Consider the following 21424-nt stretch of genomic DNA (forward strand, 5'->3'; position numbering starts at 1 on the left):
GGCAATCTGGAATGAATTTTGGCTACGTTACTGTGAACGGAGTGAACAGTAACGTTACTGGATTACTGGTTATCGGTAATATCCCGCTTAAGAGATCAATTATTTTTTATAGCCGCATATTTTCGGCATACAGTCTCAGCAACTTTGATTCCATCCATGGCAGCACTTGTGATTCCGCCTGCGTAACCGGCACCTTCGCCACATGGATAAATTCCTGCCATATTTGCTGTGAGCTCCTGATCACGTACGATTCTTACAGGAGAAGAAGTACGGCTTTCAATGCCACTGAGCAGTGCATCCTCTCTGTCAAATCCGGAAATTCGTTTTCCGAAGGCTCTGACACCTTCTTCAATAGAATCGCCTACTGCTTTTGGCAGAACAGAGCGTACATTTGTCAGTATATATTCTCCCTTCATACAAGGAGTAACCTCTCCTAATGCTTCACTTGCCTGATTTTTGCAAAAATCACCAAACAGCTGAACAGGAATTTTTCCTTCTCCGAGCTCCCATGCTTTTTTCTCCAGATCACGCTGAAATTCTACGCCGCCAAGAATTCCTTTATCCGGGAAATCTTCTGGTGTGACTGTGACGATCATGGCACTGTTTGCATTTCTGGAATCACGTGCCTGATAGCTCATTCCGTTCACTGCGAGACGACCGGGTTCAGAGGATGCATTTACAACATATCCGCCCGGACACATACAAAAAGAATAAACACCTCTGCCATTTGCACACTTATGGGTTACTTTATAGCTGGCTGCACCAAGTAATTCATTCTCAGGCTCTCCATAAAGATCCATATTGATCATTTCCTGAGGATGTTCAATACGCAGCCCCACTGCAAATGACTTTGGCTCCATATAAACACCACGTTTCTGTAACATTTCAAAAGTATCTCTTGCACTGTGTCCTGGTGCCAGTACACAGACTTGTGCAGGGATTCTCTTATCATTGTTGATCTCAATTTCTTTTAATGTATTGTTCTCAAAAATCAGATCTGTCACCTTGGAACGGAAGCAGAATTTTCCTCCCATTTCTTCGATTTCATGACGCATTTTTTCAACGATACCAACCAGCACATCTGTTCCCAGATGTGGTTTCTGCTGATAAATAATTTCTTCCGGTGCGCCGGCAGCTACGAAACGCTTCAGTACCTCATGATTACGTCCGTAAGGATCTTTTACCAGCGTGTTCAGCTTTCCGTCGGAAAAGGTGCCGGCGCCGCCCTCTCCGAACTGTACATTGGACTCAGGGTCAAGAACACCATTTTTCCAGAAATTCTCTACTGTTTTCTGACGTTTCTCAGCCTCTTCTCCGCGTTCAAGTATTATTGGACAATATCCGGCCTTCGCAAGATACCATCCGCAGAAAAGCCCTGCAGGACCACTTCCCACAATAACGGGAGAATGTAAAAGAGGTGTCTCACCCGGAGAGGGAAATTCATATGGTTTCTCTTTTGTTAACATAATGTTGTTATTGTTAACTTTTTTGGCGAGTTTCTGTTCATCTCTGATCGTTACATCTACAGTATATACAAAGATTTTGTCATTTTTGTGTCTGCAGTCCAGAGATTGCTTTTTTATCTCGTAAGTAAAACTGTTTCCGGGATTTTTTAATGTTTTTGCAATCTTTTTTTCGAGCTGTGCCTTTGTATGTGTGATTGGAAGTTTCAGCTGTGAAATTCGAATCAATTTTTCTCCTCCTTTGCTGCATTTTTGCCGGCCACTGCGCCGCTGCTCCATGCCCATTGCAGATTATATCCGCCGCATGTACCGTCAATATCCAGAAGCTCCCCTGCAAAATACAGACCCCTACAGAGCTTTGACTCCATGGTTTGAGAATTTACCTGTGAGGTATCTACTCCCCCGGAGCAGACCTGTGCCTGTGAAAATGACATACCATCCTGCACTTCAAGAGGAAATTCCCTTATGGCAGAAACCAGTTGTTTTTGTGATATAAGGATTTTGATAAGCTTTTCCGGGAAAAGTCCCACCAGGAGTTCTTTTTCTTTTTTATAGGGACATGCCTTCTTTCGTGCATACAGAAGTTTCTTTAATTCTTCTTCTGACAGCTCCGGCATGAAATTAATGCGGAGCTCTGCTTTATGTCCTTCTCTGACTGCACGTACTGCATAAGTGCTGAGCTGAAACACTGGGATTCCGGAGATTCCGTATTCTGTAAGCTGCAGCTCGCCATGTTCAGATTTACAGAATTTCCCATCTGTAAAAAGAGAAATCTCTCCTTCTGTACGTACGCCTGCCCATGCCTTAAAAGAAGAACCCTTACATTTCAGGGCAGTAAGTGCCGGATAAACCGGGACAATGCGGTGCTGAAAGCTCTCTGCCAGCATATATCCGCTGCCGTCTGAACCTGAAACAGAAGATGCCCGGGATCCATTGGCAAGTATCAGTGCATCTGCATCATAGTGCCATCCTTTTGTCAGGATTTGAAAATTCTTTTCATTTGTCCCGGTTTTTATTTCTGTAACCTGTTCGTTTGTCTTTATTTTCACACCCAGACTGGCAGCCTCCATACACAGTACATCTACAACACTCTGCGCCTGATTGCTTCTCGGATAAAGATAGCCGTTCCTGTTTAAAGGATAGATTCCTATCTCTTTGAAAAACTCAATGGTATTCTCGACAGAAAACTCTCTGAGTGCATCTTCGACAAATTCCGGATGTTCGCCTCTGTATGCATCATCCGGTCTTGCAAGATTGGAAAAATTACATCTGCCGTTTCCTGTAGCACAGATTTTCTTTCCGGGTTTCTCGTTCTGTTCCAGAACAGTGACTGCTGCCCCGTTTCGGGCCGCCATGATCGCTGCCATCAGTCCACAGGCTCCTGCTCCTGTGATTACTACCTGTCTTTTTTTCATAAAGTTACAAGTCCTTTATCAACCATTTTCTGCAGGGACATCAGAACACCCAGTTTTGCATGTTCCCAGGTAAGTCCTCCCTGAAAATACACTGCATATGGAGGCTTCATCGGACCATCTGCGGAAAGCTCGATGGAAGAGCCCTGTACAAAAGCACCTGCTGCCATGATAACCTGACTGTCATATCCGGGCATATCCCATGGCTCCGGATCTACATAACTGTCAACCGGAGCCGCTGCCTGAATACCCTTACAGAACGCGATCAGACCTTCCGGTGTGCCAAGGCTTACTGCCTGAATGATGTCCTGACGTGGCTCTGTGGAATCCGGGATTACCGGGAATCCAAGTTTCTCATAAATATTTGCCGCAAACACAGCTCCCTTTAACGCACCCTTGGTAACCATTGGTGCAAGGAAAAATCCCTGGAAGAAAGAACGGTTGACTCCCAGAGTTGCGCCTACCTCACTGCCAAGTCCGGGACAGGTCATTCTGTAAGAAGCATTCTCCACGCACTCCTTAGTACCTGCAATATAACCGCCGATAGGCGCAAGTCCGCCGCCCGGATTTTTGATCAGAGAACCAACGATCATATCAGCTCCCACATCACTTGGCTCAATGGTATCTACAAACTCACCGTAGCAGTTATCCACCATACAGATCACATCCGGTTTAATACTCTTTACAAAAGAAATCAGTTCTCCAATCTGCTTTACAGAGAAAGACGGACGTGTCTGATATCCTTTGGAACGCTGGATCTCCACAAGACGTGTTTTTTCATTGATTGCTTTACGGATGCTGTCATAATCAAAGGTTCCGTCTTCTAACAGTTCCACCTGACGGTAACTTACTCCATATTCTGCGAGAGAACCTTTTGACGGGCGGATGCCGATTACCTCTTCCAGAGTATCGTAAGGCTTTCCGGCAGGCGCCAGAAGTTCATCACCCGGACGGAGATTACCGAATAAGGCAATGGCCAGCGCGTGAGTTCCGCATGTGATCTGCGGGCGTACCAGACAGGCTTCCGTATGGAAAGTATCTGCATAGACCTTTTCAAGTGTTTCCCGGCCAATATCGTCATATCCATAACCGGAAGAACTTCCGAAGCATTCGGCACTTACCTTATTTTTCTGCATGGCAAGAAGCACCTTCATCTGGTTATATTCTGCCGTTTTATCAAATTTTTCAAATCTTTCTTTTAAAGATTCCTCAATCTTATGACCAAAGTCATAAACCTCTGAAGAAATCCCAAGCTGTGCGTACATTTCTTTCATAATTTGTTTCGTCCTCATTTCTGTTTGCATTATTATCTTTATTTTATCTCTGAATTTCACTTATTCTGTATCAGTGATTTTTAAGAAAAATTCGGTTATAAAATTCCTCTGTCCCTGCATACCTTCAGCATTTCATCAAGGATTCTGTCTTCATTATAGTCAAATTCATCCTTATTCATCCAGATGGTATCCTTCTCCCTGCGAAACCAGGTCAGTTGGCGTTTTGCAAAATGTCTGGTATCTCTTTTCAGGATCCTGACCGCTTCCTCTAACGGATACTCGCCATCCAGATATGCAAGGATTTCTTTATATCCAAGTCCCTGCATGGAAACCATCCCCCTGTGGTATCCCATATCTTTTAACTTCTGCACTTCCTCAAGGAGTCCCTCTTTTAACATCTCATCAATACGGTCATCAATCCGTTTATAAAGAAGTTCCCTTGGTACATTCAGCACAAAATATGCCAGATTATAAGGGGTTTCGTGTTCCTTCTGCTCCTGATTATGTGCGGAGATCGGCGACTGGTTCTGATGATAAAACTCCAGTGCCCTGATCACACGTTTCACATTATTAGCGTGGATTTCCCCGGCACTGACAGGATCAACATTCAAAAGCATCTGATGCAGATATTCATTTCCCTTCTCTGCAGCAAGCTGTTCCAGCTCCTGACGGTATCCGTCTTCCTGCTCTGCCTGAGTAAAATCAATATCCTTTGTAATAGCCTGTATATAAAATCCGGTTCCTCCTACCAGAACAGGAATTTTCCCCTTGGCATAAATTTCTTCCATGGCAGCTTTTGCCATCTGCTGGAATTTCACGATATGAAATTCTTCCTGAGGCAGCAGTTCATCTACCAGATAATGCTTTACTCCCTGCATCTCCTCCGGCCGGATCTTAGCTGATCCAATATCCATATATTTGTAGACCTGCATGGAATCAGCAGAAATGATCTCTCCGTTTACTGCTTTCGCAAGAGCAATGGATAGATGGGTTTTTCCTGCTGCCGTCGGTCCTGTAAGAACGATCAGTGGCTTTTTCATAATAGCTCCTTTATATAAACTATACAATACGTTTAAATTTCTTTTCCAGTTCTGTTTTAGTCATGGAAATAATCGTCGGTCTTCCATGAGGACAGTGATAGGGGTTCTCCAGTGTGAGCAGTTCATCGATCAAGGCATTTGCTTCCCGGTCGGACATCTGGTTATTTCCCTTTACCGCAGCCTTACATGCCATGGTGGCCAGTCTGGAAGCAAAGATTCCAAGTGGATCCTTATCCTTCTCAGAAGCAAGATTGTCAAGCATTTCCAGAAAAAGTTCTTCCTCCGTAAGACCGTACAGATTGGACGGGACTGCATTGATACAGTATTCCTTACCGCCAAAAGGTTCAATCTCAAATCCAAAATCCTCGAAATACTTACGGTTAGCCTTAAGAAGAGCTTCTTCCTGAAGATTCAGGGATACGATCAGCGGCGGGCTGAGGTACTGGGATTCTACTGTCTGCTCACGAAACCTTTTTACGAAACGTTCATAATAAACCTTTTCATGTGCCGCATGCTGGTCGATAATAAAAAATTTATCCTCAAACTGAACAAGCCAGTAAGTATCAAAAATCTGTCCGATCAGCTGATGACGGCTTCGTGATTCAGGAGCAAGAAGTTTCTCCTCAAATAATTCCAGCTGCTGTGGTCTGATTTCTTCTGATATTACATTTTTGTTTTGTTCTATCTGTTTTCTGTTTCCTTCTGAATCCACAGCAGTCTTCAGATATTCTGCAGTTTTCTGTTCTGCAATTTCCTGCTTTGTCTCTGAAAATACCGGTTGTTCTTCATTCTTTTTATCGCTTAGTGTTCCCTCAAAAAGCTGTTCCTCTGCCTTGGTAAGAGGATCCCTAGTCTGATAGATCTGCTGTTCACGCACTGCCTGTTCTGCCATTGTAACAGTTCCTCGTGGTAGTGCGGTATGCTCAGAAACCCTGGAAGCTGTATTTACAGTCTGTGGACGATACTCCGGAATTTCAGCCCGACGTCTGGTTTCAAATGGCTCCGGTACATCCCCCGGTTTTACCACAGGCTGCTGCTTTTTAATCGGTTCTTCTTTTCCAAAAGGCACTGTCTGGATCATTTCTCTTGTGGTAAGAGCCTTGTGGACTGTCTCGTAAACTGCATCATAAACTTCTGTTCCTCTTGCAAACCGCACCTCCATCTTGCTTGGATGCACATTTACATCCAGATCATTTCCCTCCATCTGAATATGAAGAGAAACAAAGGGAAACTTATGCTGCATGAGAAAACCCTTATAGGCATCCTCTATCCCCTTTGCAATGATCCGGTTCTTTACAAAACGTCCGTTAATATAATAATTCTCAAAGGTACGGTTACCTCTGGAAATCTCCGGTTTTCCCACAAAACCCTCAATCTTCATGAAATCATTCTCGTAGGATACCTCAAGAAGTGCTTTGGTGATATCTCTTCCATATATATTATAAATCACATCTTTCACATTGTAATTTCCGGAAGTATGAAGCTTCACCTGTTTATTCTGGATATATTTAAAAGAAATCTCAGGATGGGACAATGCCAGCTGCTCCATCAAAGTGCTGACATAATTTCCCTCCGTAGTATCTGATTTCAGGAACTTGCTTCTAGCAGGTGTATTGTAAAAAAGATTTCTCACCAGGAAAGTAGTTCCTTCCGGTGCTCCCATATCCTCTAAAGACTCCTGTACACCACCGTTGATCACATAACGGATGCCGCTTAATGCAGATGGGGTTTTTGTGATCAGTTCCACCTGTGCAACAGCAGCAATACTGGACAAAGCCTCACCGCGAAATCCAAGAGACGCAATGTGTTCCAGATCCTCAACCTTCTCAATCTTACTGGTGGCATGACGCAAAAATGCCAGGGGTACCTGATCTCTTTCCATACCCCCGCCATTATCTGTGATACGTATCATCTTTTTGCCGCCGTCTGTGATCTCCACTGTTACAGCAGTTGCTCCTGCATCAATTGCATTTTCCACAAGCTCCTTCACAATGGAGGACGGACGTTCCACTACCTCACCGGCAGCGATCTTATCTATGGTCTGCTGGTCTAATACTGCAATTTTTCTCAACTTTTATCACCATCTGTTCTTAATCTTGTTCTGCAGGTTATAAAGTGTATTCATTGCCTCGATAGGAGTCATATTCCCCATATCAAGACCTTTTATCTCATCAATGATATCGTTATCCTTAACTGTATCGAACAGAGACATCTGTGCCATATCCATCTGATCGTATACAGGCTTTTTCTTTTTCGCAGATGTCAGGTCTTTTACTGCTGCCGTAATATCCGCATCACTTAGTTCCTCCACCAGTTCCTTTGCTCTCTGGATCACAGAATCCGGAACACCGGCAAGCTTGGCAACCTGGATACCATAACTTTTGTCTGCGCCGCCCTGAACGATCTTACGCAGAAATACAATATCGTCCCCTTTTTCCTTGACAGCAATACAGTAGTTATTAACTCCCGGAATTTTACCCTCCAGTTCAGTAAGCTCATGATAATGGGTGGCAAATAATGTCTTTGCACCACAAAGCTTTGTATTGCTGATATGCTCGATCACAGCCCAGGCAATGGCAAGACCGTCAAATGTACTGGTGCCACGTCCGATCTCGTCAAGAATCAGAAGGCTTCTTGCAGTTGCATTCCTCAAAATATTGGCAACCTCTGTCATCTCTACCATAAAGGTACTCTGACCACTTGCCAGATCATCAGAGGCACCCACACGGGTGAAAATCCTGTCAACAATTCCAATGTTTGCTTTTTCAGCAGGGACAAAGCTTCCGATCTGTGCCATCAGTACGATCAGGGCAGTCTGTCTCATGTAGGTAGACTTACCTGCCATGTTCGGACCTGTGATAATGGATACCCTTTTCTTATGGTTATCCAGATATGTATCATTCGCAATAAACATATCGTTCTCTATCATCTGTTCCACAACAGGATGACGGCCGTTTTTAATATCTATCACACCTGTTGTATTTGTCTTCGGACGTACAAAATGATTTCTTTCCGCAACCAGTGCAAGAGAAGCAAACACATCCAGTGCAGCCACTGCCTTGGCAGTCTTCTGGATCCGCATAACTTCTTTCCCGACTGCATCTCTCACATCACAGAACAGTTCATATTCCAGAGCATACAGCTTATCCTCTGCCCCAAGGATCAGGTCTTCCAGTTCTTTTAACTCCTGGGTAATGTATCGCTCTGCATTGGTAAGCGTCTGTTTACGGATATAATTATCCGGCACCAGATCTTTAAAAGTATTGGTGATCTCCAGTGAATAACCAAATACGCGATTATATTTGATCTTCATTGTTTTGATGCCTGTACGCTCCCGCTCTTTGGCCTCCAGTTCTGAAAGCCATTTCTTACCATCTGTCCTGGAACGGCGGAATTTATCTACATCTTCATTATAGCCCTCTTTAATAATGCCTCCATCCTTCTGTGCAAGAGGCGGATCTTCCACGATGGCACGTTTGATCAGATCTGTCACATCCTCCAGCGAATCCATATCCTCATAGATTTTCTGAAGCAGAGGTGTTTTAAATTCTTTTAAAACCTGTTTTATATAAGGAAGCATTTCCAGCGAAGAAGCAAATGCGATCAGATCTCTTGGATTCGCAGATTTATAACTGATACGGCTGATCAGTCGTTCCAGGTCATAAACAGGTCCCAGATATTCCCTGATCTCATCCCGGAGCATTCCGTTTTTATTTAACTCTTCCAGTGCTTCCAGACGTTGTTCAATCTCATCTCTGTCGATCAGTGGCTGTTCCACATAACTGCGGAGAGTTCTGGCTCCCATTGCTGTTTTTGTCTTATCCAGTACCCAGAGAAGAGAACCTCTTTTCTGTTTCTCTCTCAGGGTTTCCACAAGTTCCAGATTTCTGCGGCTGGAACTGTCGATAAGCATATATTTCTCTGCTGCATAGGGACGGATAGTTGTCATATGGGACAAGGCTGTCTTCTGGGTTTCTTTTAGATATAAGAAAAGAGCTCCTGCAGCAATGATCCCGCAGTCATAATCACCAACGCCCAATCCCTCCAGAGAACCTACATGAAAATGATCTTTTAGTGTGCGGCGGCACAACTCGTCATCGAAATACCAGGAATCCAATGAAAAAACACAGATCCCAAGACGGTTCTGCAAGTCATCTGTATCTATATTAGACATATAAAAAGAATCATTACAGATAATCTCTGCAGGAACAAATTTATTGATCTCATCAAGAAGTTTCTGAGGTTTGTCCACCTCTGTAAGGAAACAGTCACCTGTTGTAATGTCTGCAATAGCGCATCCGAAATGTTCTTCCATAGACACAATAGACATCAGGTAATTATTCTTTGTCTCATCAAGAGCAGCAGCATCCAGTGTGGTTCCTGGGGTTACGATCCTTACAACCTCACGCTTTACCAGTCCTTTGGCTTTTTTAGGATCCTCTACCTGCTCACAGATTGCTACCTTATGTCCTCTCTCGATCAGACGATTGATATAAGTCTCCGCAGCATGATAAGGGACACCACACATGGGTGCCCTCTCCTCTAATCCGCAGTCTTTTCCTGTAAGGGTAATCTCCAGTTCCCTGGTGACAAGTAATGCATCATCAAAAAACATTTCATAAAAATCTCCCAGACGGTAGAATAAAATGCAGTCTTTATATTGTTCCTTTGTCTTGCAGTATTCCTGCATCATCGGACTCATTGCCATTTAATTGTTATCTCCTATCTTCATAACAGCTCACTGCTGTTTTTTATCTCATATATATTGTATTTTTGACATCTTAAGATTTTAACATGAATAAATAGAAGATGCAAGATAGAGTATAAACATTTATTCTATCATGTTGACTATATGTTACTAAACATCCTCCTTCACCATCCCTTTATAATTTATTTCAGCGTAGTCACGATCAGTTTACTTTCCAGGGCAGCTGCGATCATATTATCAGGGATATCTTTGGATACCACACTTCCTGCGCCAATCACTACATTGTTTCCGATTGATTTTTTACTTTTGCAGATGCTATAATTATAGTATTCTCATATATGGAAATCTATCAGAATAGTCTTTGATTTTTATAAAAATCGTACACGAGGTGAGCTTTTTGGATTTAATCAGAACAGAGCTTATGCCGGATTCCTCAGAAGTCGTTTCCTAGTAAGTGCTGCCAGATTTTTAAGCATTATATGCAACAGTCACCGGTTGACTTTCTGAATGCATACAGGTTGAAAATCAGCTGTCAGCTTCTGTGTACCACCCGGAAAAGTATTACGGAAATTGCCATGCTGTGTGGATTTAATCACCTGAGTTATTTTTCCAAATATTTTATGGAGTGTTATGGATGTACACCAAGGGAATACCGTGTACTTCATGATTCACATCATATTTGTTATTGTGATAAAACCACAATATTAGACATATCTGCGTGATAATTTCCTGATGATCCGGGATGGGGATGGTAAAGATGCAGAAGAACTGGCTTCTTCCCTGTGCAGGTATTATGAGGCTCGTAACCGTGAGGATATGGACAGACTACCGCGTGTGACTCGAGAAAATGTTCTGATCCTGAAGTATTATTCCTTTGAGAATTATTTCCTGGATCCGAAGATAATGGAAAAAATCGGAGTGATAAAAAGTGAGGATGATTTCTACGAAATCCTGTTGAAAAAGTGGAATGAATATCTATACAAATTAAAAAGCGGTCAGCATCTCACAGAAATGATCGGCCATGCTCTCAAAAATACTACAGATATCAGAGAACATATGGAAGAAATCCGTATCTGTCTCCGCGGACATAATTTATATGATATCTTTTACGGAAGATTCCGTAAAAACGAAACTGAAATCCTCAAATCCTATATAGAGGAGGCTCCAAGGGATACTTTTAAAGATATTCTGGATGCAATTGACCGTTTTGTTTATTTTGAGAACAGAAAAAAATAATTCATGAAGAGGGATGCCACGCATGGCATCCCCTTTTCATCAGGAAACGGTCATTACTTTTCCCATAAACAGTATTTCGTTATTGCTCCTGTCATAGATCAGGAAGGCAAAAGGACGAGTGAGTTCCACATTTTTGATAACTGGTTCTTTCTCCTCTACAGCTGACATACATTCCATGATAACTGCTGTCACCGCTGCTGCTTTCGTGCCGTTTTCATCCAGTTCCAGTTTTGTTTTCTGCAGTATCGTATCTACATTTACATTTTTGTCTGCAATACCGGAGAAATCAGCGTTGCTGGAAAATATATTATCAAGCCCCAGGCTTGAGAGTATGTCATTTAGGATGGCGGTAGTCTCAAAATCAAGTTTTGGCATCTTACATTGTACTTCGTCATACTCTGGCTGAGATTTCAGGAGTCCACCAATATCCAGATCCTCAAGTGTAAAATCGCCTTCATCGACAGGCAGGATTCCGACAAAACTCAGTCCGTTTGCATACTCTCTGTCAAATGCTGTTGCCTTATCATTTTCATAATACCTGTCTCCGGCACAGGTCATGTATTTTGTCTTTTCATTGTTTCCAAACTTCTCTTCTGTATCAGAAACATTCCAGGGTTCTCCACTCCATCCGGACTCAAAATATAGTGAATTAGTTAAGCACAGTCCGGTAGTATCATTGATCAGATCCGGGGTTATGATTTTCGGGATCAGCCCTTCCGTATTTTTGTCACACCAGGAATTAATGATACCGCATGTTTTCTCTGCAGCGGAAAAATCTACATTTTCCACTTCCGCCCCAAAACCGTTCGTTACTGAATTTTTAAATTCTTCCTGTAATGTCAGATTATTATCCACCCAGACTGCATCTGCAATCTTTAATTTTGACTTATATCCGTAACTCTCATCTTCAGTATTATATTCTTTAATCTTGTTCAGATATTCCTTTGCATAAGATGCAAAATCATCGGTTCCCAGGTAATTACATAGAACTTCTTTTGTCTCTCCTTCTGCACCTTCTGCGATCATGCCCAGCGCAAAATTAAGGCTTGTGGGACTGAACATAATATTTTCTCCATTGACTGCCGCAGAGATTTGGTCTGTCATTTTTACGGAATTCTGTAATGTCACGGCTTTGTCGATACTGGCTCCTTTATTACCGGACACCGTGTCTTCATTGCTGCTTTGGATTTCACTGGCTTCTGCGGAACCGGCATATATGCCGACAGCTGGCAGCGCGACAGTCATAGCTGCCAGTATTCCGATTAAGAGTTGTTTTCTTATCATAAGGCATTTCCTGCCACTCAAAGCGTGTGCAAATATACGCACATCGAGATAATGTAGACTCTCACGAGTTCTACTTACTACTTCATCGTGTATGCTTTGGATTGAACGAGATCATATCTACTCACAGGTTCTTGTACACTCCATAGTCGTAAATTCCCGAAATAGCCTTCGGTACATACTCACGTTTGCGTTTCGTTATGCAATTTCGTAAGTCGTGACATCTCTCAGATTTAAAGCAGCATTGAAATCCCTATCTTCGACATAACCACAACTGCATTTAAAGATCCTATCTGAAAGTTTTAAATCTTTCTTGACAGCACCGCAACAGTGACAGGTTTTAGACGATGGATACCATCTATCTACTACTCGAAGTTCAATTCCTTTTTCCCTGCATTTGGCTTGAAGTTTTGTTCTAAATTCATAAAACTTCTGTGATGCAACTGCTTTTGAAAGATGTCTGTTTTTCATCATGCCTTTTACATTTAAGTCTTCAATCGTTATATAAGATGGTTTGGTTTTTACTATCTCAGCGATTGTTTTGTTAATGTAATCAGTGCGGATATTATCTATCTTATGATGAAGTTTCTGTACCTTGCGCTTTTGTTTTTGTAAATTTGCTCTTTGAGTGGACTCTCCTTTCTTTAAATTTTCATATTTTCGCGAGAGACTTCTCTGTTTCCGAATAAGTTGTTTTTCAAGCTTTTTAAGTCTTGCTGATCTGTTAATGTTCTTATAAGTTTTACCATTAGAAACAATGGCGAATTCCTTTAATCCAAGATCAATGCCTATTCCCTCATTAGGATCATCAGTTATTTTGTTATCAGGGATCTCTACAAGAACGGAAACATAAAATCTGTCAGCTTTTATTGAAACGGAACCGCTTTTAATAACATATCCATCTTTTGTGGTTGGGATATATCCTTTTTCTTTGATACGAACCCAGCCAAGTGACGGGATGTTGATCCTATGTCTTTCGCATCGACAATCTTTTGGATTATTCTTTACAAAATACATCTTCACATCAGATCTGCCTTTCTTTTTGAAATTAGGAAAGGCACTTTCATGATTGAAAAATCTTGTAAATGCGGTCTGTCCGTTGTTCACTGCCTGCGTTACTGCTTTTGAATAAGCTTCCTTGATCCATGAATACTCCGGATGTTGTGGAAGATATTCATTATTAAGCCAGACTCTGAACTTATTGCTGCTCATAAATTTTTCGCCATTATTATAAAGTTCTTTATTATGAGCAAGATAGAAGTTGTAGATAAACCTGCAAGTTCCTATTGTCTTACGGATCTTGATCTTCTGTTCCTCTGACGGGTTTATTTCCGTCTTGAAGCTCTTTCGCAATTTCCTCATCCCTCTCTATTTGTTTTTTATACTTACGAAGTCCATACAGCCTGCAAGAGAAAACATGAAGGATCGAAACAATATCCTGTACAAGTTCTTCTTGTGGTGATAGTTCTTCATTATTGACTGCCACTATGGTCGTATTGAACTTCATACAGAATTTTTCAAACCAATCATAACCAAATCTGATAAATCTATCTTTATGGGTGATTATTATGGTTTTGATTTTTCCCTCCATTACTGCATCTAACAGTTTATTCCATTCTTTACGGTTATAATTAAGACCACTTCCATAATCTTCAATACATTGATCAACAATAATTCCTTTAGCATTACAAAACTGTCGTAAAAACGCGACTTGATTTTGTAAATCATCTTTTTGATTTCTTGTAGACACTCTTGTATAAATAACCACTTGTCGCATATCATTTTCGGTATTTATGCCTTTGAATTGAAGATATTGGTCGTAAGTGTAATAACGTCTATCAGTTGGGGTTCGGTCTGCCTTTAGAATCCCTTCTCTGTCCCAGCGTTGTAATGTCTTAACGGATACGCCTAACAGTTCCGCAAAATCTTTTGGCTTATAATTTGTGATATTTGATGTGTTCATAACCTTTTACTCCTTTGAGTATATTTAAACACATTTAATCCTGTTAGTCAATGTATTCAGTTACTTATAAAATCCTCCTATCAACAAATAATATAAAAATATCTACAGTAACTATTATAGTTCGAGCATCAACATTTTGGAAATAAAAAATGTATAGAAATCAACATTTTGGAAATAAAAAATGTATGTCTATTAACATTTTAGAATATTATAGCACTAATCAGGATATATTAAAGCTGAAAAAGCTTTGTAATGCATCATAGTATAACAACATTTCCATAGCGTTCTGTATATGGCAGCCCTTTTTTTCTTCATCTGAAAAAGTTAAACTTTAAAAAGAGAAAGGGAATAGGGCAAAACCGGATTGAGCAGAATAAACTCAATCCGGTTTTTGGTGTTAAAGATTATATACCTATGATTTTCTAATATCTTAATATTTTTTATTTCTTTTGTAGAAAACAGAATCAGAACAAATGATAGCTGTTGGAGTCACTTATGGCTTTTTTTCGTCAGTACTTGAATATAAAAAACAAAACGCTTCGATCCAACTCTTGCTGAAATGTGTGCTGCCCCGTTGCTTATGGTCACTGGATTAGCTGGTGGCCGTAGTTTATATATATTCAGATGATATCATGTTTTATCATTTCACAGTAACCGTCAGTGCCGCATATACACCATTTTGTGCATATACCCATATCGTACAGGTTCCTTTACCAACTGCCTGGATAAGCCCCTCCGGGGTAACAGTGGCTACTGCTGTATTGCTGCTTTCATAGCAGAGATTTCTGTGGTGTCTGATCTTTTTGTCCTTTTTTATTTCTTTTACTGTGATCTGTGCTGTTTTTCCTTTTTTCAGGGTTATTTTTGAAACATTCTTTTTGTTTCCGATCTTAGTTACGGAAACAGATCTTGCAATTCCGTATTTGCTGCCCTGTGTGATTACATGTATGGAGGCAGATGTATCTGTCACTACCTTTTTGCCATCTACTATCTTATATGCTTTTACGATATATTTATAGAAAGTGCCTTTCTTCAGGTTTTTATGTGTCCATGTACGTCCGTTTGTAATAGTGGCAAGCTTTTTGTATTTGTATGTCTTTGTACTTGTATTGCAGCGGTTTCCATATACCAAATATCCGTCCACACCATCAAGTTTACTCCATTCTAAGGTTATGGAAGTTTTCGTCTGGTTTACAGAACGGACTTTTAAGCGTCCGAACCCTTTTGTTTTGTTAATTACAGGCTTATCAAGGATCTTCACTGTGATTATTATTGAAGCTGTGTTTTTTCCATACTCTGTAGTTACTGTGATTATTGCCATTCCATTTCCGATTGCTGTTACTTTACCATTCTCATCTACAGCAGCAACCATTTCATTGTCAGACTTCCAGATCAGCTTCTGAGCGTCTGCGTTCTCAGGTTCGATCTTAACTTTCAGTTCTGTGGATTCACCAATCTTCGTCAGTGTTTCCTTCTCTGCTTCAATCGAGATCTTCTCAATTTCTACAGGAATCTTTACGGTTACGGCTACCGTTGCGGTATAATTTCCGCTTACGGATGTGACTGTGATTGTAGCTGTTCCATTTCCAACGGCGGTTACTTTACCCTTTTCGTCTACAGTTACCACACTTTCATCACTGGACTTCCATGTTACCCGCGTATTATCTGCATATGATGGAACCACTTCCGCGGAAAGCTGTGCAGTCTCGTCCTTCTTTGTAAGCATAAGGGTGTCCTGAGATACCTTGATACCTGTTACAGGGTAGCTTGGGATGTAGATCGATGGGATTGTTTCTTTTTCTGTGTATCCACAAACCGTACAGGTTCGTTCCTTCTCTCCTTCTGCTCCGATTGATGCCTGTTTTGTCACTACCCAGTTACCAAATGTATGTGCTTCCTGAGTTGTATTCTCATTTCCAATGCTGCAGTGCTCCCAGTGATTTGTTTTATCAAACTGCCAGGAATAAGAATGTTCAAACGCAGGAATTACAATAGATGCTGTCTCTGTGGAATTCACTCCTGCTTGACTTGTAGCTGTTACCTCCACTTTATAGGTTCCCGCCTCAGAGACTGTAAGAGTTTCTCCTGTCTGACTATTCAGGATCTGATCATCTTTATACCATTGATAGCTGTACGTAATGCCTTTATCGTCAAGCACATGCGTTGCCTTTGCCGTTAAAACAATTTTAGAAGACGGACAGCCTTTTTCTTTGTCCGCTGAAACTTGGACTTTTGGCTTTACCAGAGCCCATTTTAAATACTTTCCATCTCTTACCAGTTTGCTCATACCATTTGAATAGAATTGTGACTCAAACGATTCAGCTGCTGAATCATTCTCATATTCAACCGCAATTAAATCAGCTTTTCCATATGTAGGTGTCACCAAAATATGTTTGTCTGATAATTGCAAAGATTTACCTACATATATACGAGGCCCATAATTATTATCATCTGAAAGTGTTACGCTTCCCGTTATTACCGGACTGTCACTAAGATGCAGATCTGCGAAACCGGTATCTTCAGTCAGATTCGGATCCCACCCCATCAAGACGATCGCATTTTCTTCTTCATTCTCTCCTGTTCCGCTGTAATTATTTGTTATCGTTCCACCGGAAATGTTCACATCCATATTATGTTTGTTTCCCCTAGAACATATAGCGAATATACCGGCTCCGCTTCCATTCACATGATTGCCGCTGATAGTTCCACCTTCTATATTAAGCAGACTAGAATCATTGTTCGTTCCCTCTGTGTATATCGCACCTCCACGGTTACCCGCACTGTTATTACGGATTTTTGTATCTCCTTTGATGGTTACTCTTGAATACTTTGCTGAAATTGCACCACCTAATCCGCCCTGGATATTACCGTTTTCGTCAGGAGCTGCTGCAATGGCTGTATTTTTGTTGATGGTTCCAGATTCAATTTCTGCTTCAGAATAAATCAGATAAATTCCGCCACCTTCGCCGCGCATATCTTTAGGAGAAGGTTCTGTTGTTACTGTATTTTGGGTGATCTGGCAGCTTTCCCCATTTATAAACAATTTAGAAATAGACAAGTAGACACCTGCGCCCTGTCCACTTTTATTATGAATAATACTGCCTCCTTTTAAACTTACGTTTGAATCATTTATCGCATATATTCCACTGCCTCTTATTGACTGATTATCACTGATTGTACCCCCGTTTATTTTAATGTTTGAGTAAGACGAAAATATTCCACCGCCATACGTTGCACTATGTCCACTGATTGTACCTCCATTCACATTGACAGTTGCATGTTCCGCATATATTCCACCGCCATATTCAACTGTGTTCTGCTTATCTCCCAGGATTTTACCACCATTCAGATTTACAGTACTATCGTGTGATACAATAATACAACTGTTTCCCGGGAACGGTCCAATCTCAGTACCATCCGCTATAGTCAATGTTGCCAACCTTCCAGTCACTTCAATAGGATAATTAGAGAACTGGCAAGACTTACCATCCGGTGTTTTATTATTTATTATTATGTTTTCTAATGTTACCTTACCTCTACTTATATACAGCATACCTGACATATTGCTTTTTCCAGGGCGAAATGTCACATTGCTCAGTTTGATATCACTATCGACCTCCACACAATCAAGAAGAAAAATATCGCCACCTTGTGCAAGCTCTACGGCTTTCGAAAGAGTATTTACGGCAGACTTAGCACTCTCTCCAGTATTACCATCGTTTCCAGATGACGGATCCAGGTAAACAGCCGCTTTTTCTTCTGTCTGCGCAGCTAGAACGCTGTCATCGGAAAACCCGCTTGCCTCATTTTCGCTGGAAAATCCGGTACGTCCTGAATCTTCGCAGTTATCTTCGATCTCAAAGGTATGTTCTGGCTCCATCATACCTTCGTCTTCTGCATCGGATATTGTAGCTGCCGGAGTCTCTTCTCCTGCATCTTCGGAAACGATCAGCTGACTACCATCAGTAAAAGTGTCTGCCAATACCGGAGTTACCGCCATCGTTGCGGACATAACGATACTCAATGCCCATGAAACAGTTTTTTTGAAACACTTTTTCTTCATACTTCCACCTTTCCTTTCTTTAATACATGATCTTCTACGTCTTGACTCTTTTGTCCTCTTTTTCTGAATTTGATACATAATGCAGTAATCACGACTGCCACAGTAAAGGAAATGACAGCCACCAACACATAACCGCCTGCGTCCTCATGCAGCAGGATTGTGCCGTACATTCCCGTGATGTCTATTGGCTGGCTTTGCATCATCCCCATTGTTCCCACGAGAGACAGGAACAACAGGGTACACAGAACAGACAGCCGGCAGACTGTGCGCCGCTCCTGGCGGCGGTGATATTCATACATTCGCTTTTTTACCAATTCGATACGCTCTTCTGTATCGTACATGCCTTCCAACCTCCTTCCACAAAAACAGTCTTAAAAGTCTTTCACTTATATAGGTACAAAAAAAGCGAAAAACTCTCACCTGAAAATCAAATTTTTTCAAAAAAATTTGAGAGCTGCCGAAACAGCTCCCAAAAGCGGAAAATCAGGTTATATTATTGTATTGAACTGCGGAAGATCAGTTTTCCCGCTGCCAGGATCAGTACAGGCAACAGATAAGCAATATACTGTGCTGCACTGCCATAGGCGATCAGAAGATTATAAATTGCGTGAAAAGTGATTGCTGCTCCCAGCAGACCGCAGGTTCCGGCAATCTTCAGCCATGTTCTCTGCCACACATATGCAAGACCACCGCCGACAATGGCTCCACAGATCACATGCATGGCTCCAGTCCCAATACCACGGAAGAAAATAAAAGAAAAATGTCCGGCTCCGTTTTGGATCAGGTAGCAGACGTTCTCAAATGTGGCAAAGGAAAGAGCTATAACTACAGCTGTATTTTTTATCTGCTCTCTTTTCGGCTCAAATATCAGCAGATAAAAGAGCAATGGCAGAAATTTCATCACTTCCTCCACCACCGGGGCGATCTCTGTAGTAGTGGTAAAGGTGTCCGCTCTATAAAGTGCGGCAAAAAAGGTGTTGATGTAAGCAGACAGCAGACAGGCACCCATTCCGGCAAGGCAGAACAGAAAGAATTTTCTCTGCCGCTTTCCCATACACAGAGCCGCGATCAACAGGGGCGAAGCAATGCAGAGAAATACATTTTCAATATAGGTCATGTCTGCACCGCCTTTCCTGTGGCCGGGAGCAGTGCGAACAGGCAGCCTGTAAGCAGAAGATCAAACCAGCAATAGGGATTGGAAATGGAATAACCCGGCCACAGACAGCCGGAGAGCCAAAGAGCATACTCCACCGCCACATAGCACAGCACCCCAATGTGAAAATACCGGATCTTACGTGCCGTTCCCGTCTGTATCAGAGCATAAATAAGCCCTCTGATGGAATGATAAGAAACAACGATCATCATGCTACACCAGAGCAAATTGGAGAGAACATCCCCAAAGGTACAGTAAAACACACAAAGCGGAATGCCAATCAGAGGAGCTATCAGAGATTTCCGTGTCGAAAAGTCTCTTTCCTCCGCAGAAGAAAGGGTGTATTGCAGAAGATAAAGAAAAATCACGCTGGCTATCCAGCCGAACTCTGACACATAAAAGACCTGCGGCGTTTCAGAAAACAGAAGCAGATACAGCGTCCAGTAAAGAGAGCCAAGGGCAAAGCAGCCGTAAAAACAGGTCAGCAGGAAACAGGTCTGTTTTCGATCTTTCAGATACCAGATACCACTCAGACAAAAGCCCAGCAGGGTGACAGCGAATTGAAAAAGATTACTGATCAGCTCCATCCCCATTGTCCCCCTTTTGTTCCTCCGTCTGCTCCTCTTTGTTCAGCTGGCGGATGCGGAAGCACAGAATAGTCACGCAAACGCCGAGAATAAAAGCCAACAGTCCGATTACCATATATCCCAGTGCAGTGCCGCCGCCTAAAATTGTTGCTGCCGTTTCAAAGCCGGAAGAAGTACCGGGCGTAATCTGTCCGACAATACCTGGCATGACAAAGGAAACACCAACGATCACTGCAAGGCATGCCGCTATGCAGAATGCGGAGACAATCCGTCTGTGCCGCAGTCTCTGCTGTCGTTCTTTTTCCTCAATACGCCGTTTTACCTCAACAATCCGTTCCTCATTTTTCAACATCTGTAATACCCTCCCGTTGCAATAATCCACGTAAACGCTCTTTTCCCCGGTACACCATATTTGTGATCTGCTTTACACTTTTCCCCATGACCTCAGCTGCCTGTTGATAGCTCATACCCTCAAAATAGGTCAGATAAAGAGCTTCCCGATAATCTGAATTTAACTCGTCCATGCAGAGATGCAGGATCTGATTTCGTTCCTTTGTGCGGATGACCTCCTCCACCAGTGTCTGCGCCTCCGGTTCTCTGGTCAGGTCGTCAAGACTGAAGATAATCCGCCGTCTGCTTTTGTGGCGTAAAGCCATGTGCCGCGCCGCTTTATAGAGATAAGCCTTAAAACATCCATCCCGGATGCGGGGCTTTTTCGTAAACAGCCAGGAAAAGGTTTCCATCATTAAGTCCTCCGCTTCATGGACATCATGCAGATAACCATCGATGTATAAGGTCAATGGGTCGCCGTATTTTTTTATCAATAGTTCAAGTCCTGTCTCGTCACCGCTCAGATATTGCCCATAAAGCTCTTCATCAGTAGCCATACCGTTCAATTCCTTTCCCCATATTACTCCTCTGTTGTCAGGTGTAATCTCCGGGCTTCTTTCCTTCGTTCTTTTAATAAGCATAGTATACTTTTGTTTACAAAATACGTCAATTGTTCATAGTTCATAGCAATTCTATAAAATAATGCAACTTTGTATACTTTCCTGTGTTATCTGATTTCTTACAGTGGACAGTGCAAAAGAACTGTCCGTAACCGGACTGAAAACACCTGAAATAATAAAAGCAGCTGTATAGCTCTAAAGAGCAAACAGTAGTGGCGCCATGGATGCACCATGAAAAAAGGCGGTATCCCGCCTTTTTTCAGATGCTCTGGTAACTCAGTTACCGAGTAATTC

General features: G+C 42.0%; 16 protein-coding genes and 1 pseudogene. 2 read left to right on the top strand and 15 right to left on the bottom strand.

What is annotated here, in order from left to right:
* Positions 1–95: 95 nt before the first annotated feature.
* The 6 genes from LJE11_RS05260 to mutS form a co-directional block, all read right to left on the bottom strand.
* Positions 96–1691, bottom strand: a complete 1596-nt coding sequence (locus LJE11_RS05260) for an NAD(P)/FAD-dependent oxidoreductase (RefSeq protein ID WP_008703185.1) — start codon at positions 1689–1691, stop codon at positions 96–98.
* Positions 1688–2878 (bottom strand): NAD(P)/FAD-dependent oxidoreductase, encoded by a 1191-nt coding sequence (locus tag LJE11_RS05265; RefSeq protein WP_008703187.1) that lies wholly within the window; start codon positions 2876–2878, stop codon positions 1688–1690. Before LJE11_RS05265 ends, LJE11_RS05260 begins: the two co-directional genes overlap by 4 nt.
* Positions 2875–4149, bottom strand: a complete 1275-nt coding sequence (locus LJE11_RS05270; protein ID WP_008703188.1) for a methionine gamma-lyase family protein — start codon at positions 4147–4149, stop codon at positions 2875–2877. The genes LJE11_RS05265 and LJE11_RS05270 overlap by 4 nt, the downstream gene beginning before the upstream one ends.
* Positions 4150–4244: 95 nt before the next feature.
* Positions 4245–5189: a tRNA (adenosine(37)-N6)-dimethylallyltransferase MiaA gene (gene miaA, locus LJE11_RS05275; RefSeq protein ID WP_008703189.1), complete on the bottom strand. Its 945-nt coding sequence runs from the start codon at positions 5187–5189 to the stop codon at positions 4245–4247.
* A 19-nt stretch (positions 5190–5208) separates the two neighbouring features.
* Entirely contained in the window at positions 5209–7260 is a 2052-nt protein-coding gene (gene mutL, locus LJE11_RS05280; RefSeq protein ID WP_227295614.1) for a DNA mismatch repair endonuclease MutL, read from the bottom strand.
* A 6-nt stretch (positions 7261–7266) separates the two neighbouring features.
* Positions 7267–9897, bottom strand: a complete 2631-nt coding sequence (gene mutS, locus LJE11_RS05285; RefSeq protein WP_020993914.1) for a DNA mismatch repair protein MutS — start codon at positions 9895–9897, stop codon at positions 7267–7269.
* Positions 9898–10325: 428 nt separating this feature from the next.
* On the opposite strand from mutS, the gene LJE11_RS20260 reads away from it, so the two are divergent.
* Positions 10326–10619 (top strand): helix-turn-helix transcriptional regulator, encoded by a 294-nt coding sequence (locus LJE11_RS20260; RefSeq protein WP_319017571.1) that lies wholly within the window; start codon positions 10326–10328, stop codon positions 10617–10619.
* Positions 10609–11133 (top strand): annotated as a pseudogene (locus LJE11_RS05295) (OLD family endonuclease); the annotation flags it as partial. The gene LJE11_RS20260 and the pseudogene LJE11_RS05295, both read left to right, overlap by 11 nt.
* A gap of 39 nt (positions 11134–11172) precedes the next feature.
* Here LJE11_RS05295 and LJE11_RS05300 read toward each other — a convergent pair.
* From LJE11_RS05300 to LJE11_RS05340, 9 genes are all read right to left on the bottom strand, one after another.
* Positions 11173–12417 carry a serpin family protein gene (locus LJE11_RS05300; RefSeq protein WP_020993915.1) on the bottom strand — a complete coding sequence of 415 codons (1245 nt, stop codon included), beginning with the start codon at positions 12415–12417 and terminating at the stop codon, positions 11173–11175.
* 195 nt (positions 12418–12612) lie between these two features.
* Positions 12613–13776 (bottom strand): RNA-guided endonuclease InsQ/TnpB family protein, encoded by a 1164-nt coding sequence (locus LJE11_RS05305; RefSeq protein ID WP_044952123.1) that lies wholly within the window; start codon positions 13774–13776, stop codon positions 12613–12615.
* Positions 13706–14362: an IS607 family transposase gene (locus LJE11_RS05310; RefSeq protein ID WP_167338119.1), complete on the bottom strand. Its 657-nt coding sequence runs from the start codon at positions 14360–14362 to the stop codon at positions 13706–13708. The genes LJE11_RS05305 and LJE11_RS05310 overlap by 71 nt, the downstream gene beginning before the upstream one ends.
* Positions 14363–15017: 655 nt before the next feature.
* A complete protein-coding gene (locus LJE11_RS05315) occupies positions 15018–18440 on the bottom strand; it encodes an Ig-like domain-containing protein (protein WP_020993916.1) in 3423 nt (1140 codons plus the stop codon).
* Positions 18437–18781, bottom strand: coding sequence for a hypothetical protein (locus LJE11_RS05320; RefSeq protein ID WP_227295616.1), 345 nt, complete (start codon positions 18779–18781; stop codon positions 18437–18439). Before LJE11_RS05320 ends, LJE11_RS05315 begins: the two co-directional genes overlap by 4 nt.
* A gap of 152 nt (positions 18782–18933) precedes the next feature.
* Positions 18934–19557 (bottom strand): PrsW family glutamic-type intramembrane protease, encoded by a 624-nt coding sequence (locus LJE11_RS05325; RefSeq protein ID WP_020993918.1) that lies wholly within the window; start codon positions 19555–19557, stop codon positions 18934–18936.
* The gene (locus LJE11_RS05330; RefSeq protein WP_008703202.1) at positions 19554–20180 is read right to left on the bottom strand and encodes a hypothetical protein; all 627 of its coding nucleotides are present in this window, start codon (positions 20178–20180) and stop codon (positions 19554–19556) included. Before LJE11_RS05330 ends, LJE11_RS05325 begins: the two co-directional genes overlap by 4 nt.
* On the bottom strand, positions 20164–20532 hold the full coding sequence (locus tag LJE11_RS05335) for a hypothetical protein (RefSeq protein WP_020993919.1): 369 nt from the start codon (positions 20530–20532) through the stop codon (positions 20164–20166). The genes LJE11_RS05330 and LJE11_RS05335 overlap by 17 nt, the downstream gene beginning before the upstream one ends.
* On the bottom strand, positions 20519–21151 hold the full coding sequence (locus LJE11_RS05340) for an RNA polymerase sigma factor (RefSeq protein ID WP_008703204.1): 633 nt from the start codon (positions 21149–21151) through the stop codon (positions 20519–20521). The genes LJE11_RS05335 and LJE11_RS05340 overlap by 14 nt, the downstream gene beginning before the upstream one ends.
* Positions 21152–21424: the final 273 nt, after the last annotated feature.

This window comes from Blautia sp. DFI.1.216, assembly GCF_020594215.1.
GTDB classification, from domain to species: domain Bacteria; phylum Bacillota; class Clostridia; order Lachnospirales; family Lachnospiraceae; genus Blautia_A; species Blautia_A wexlerae.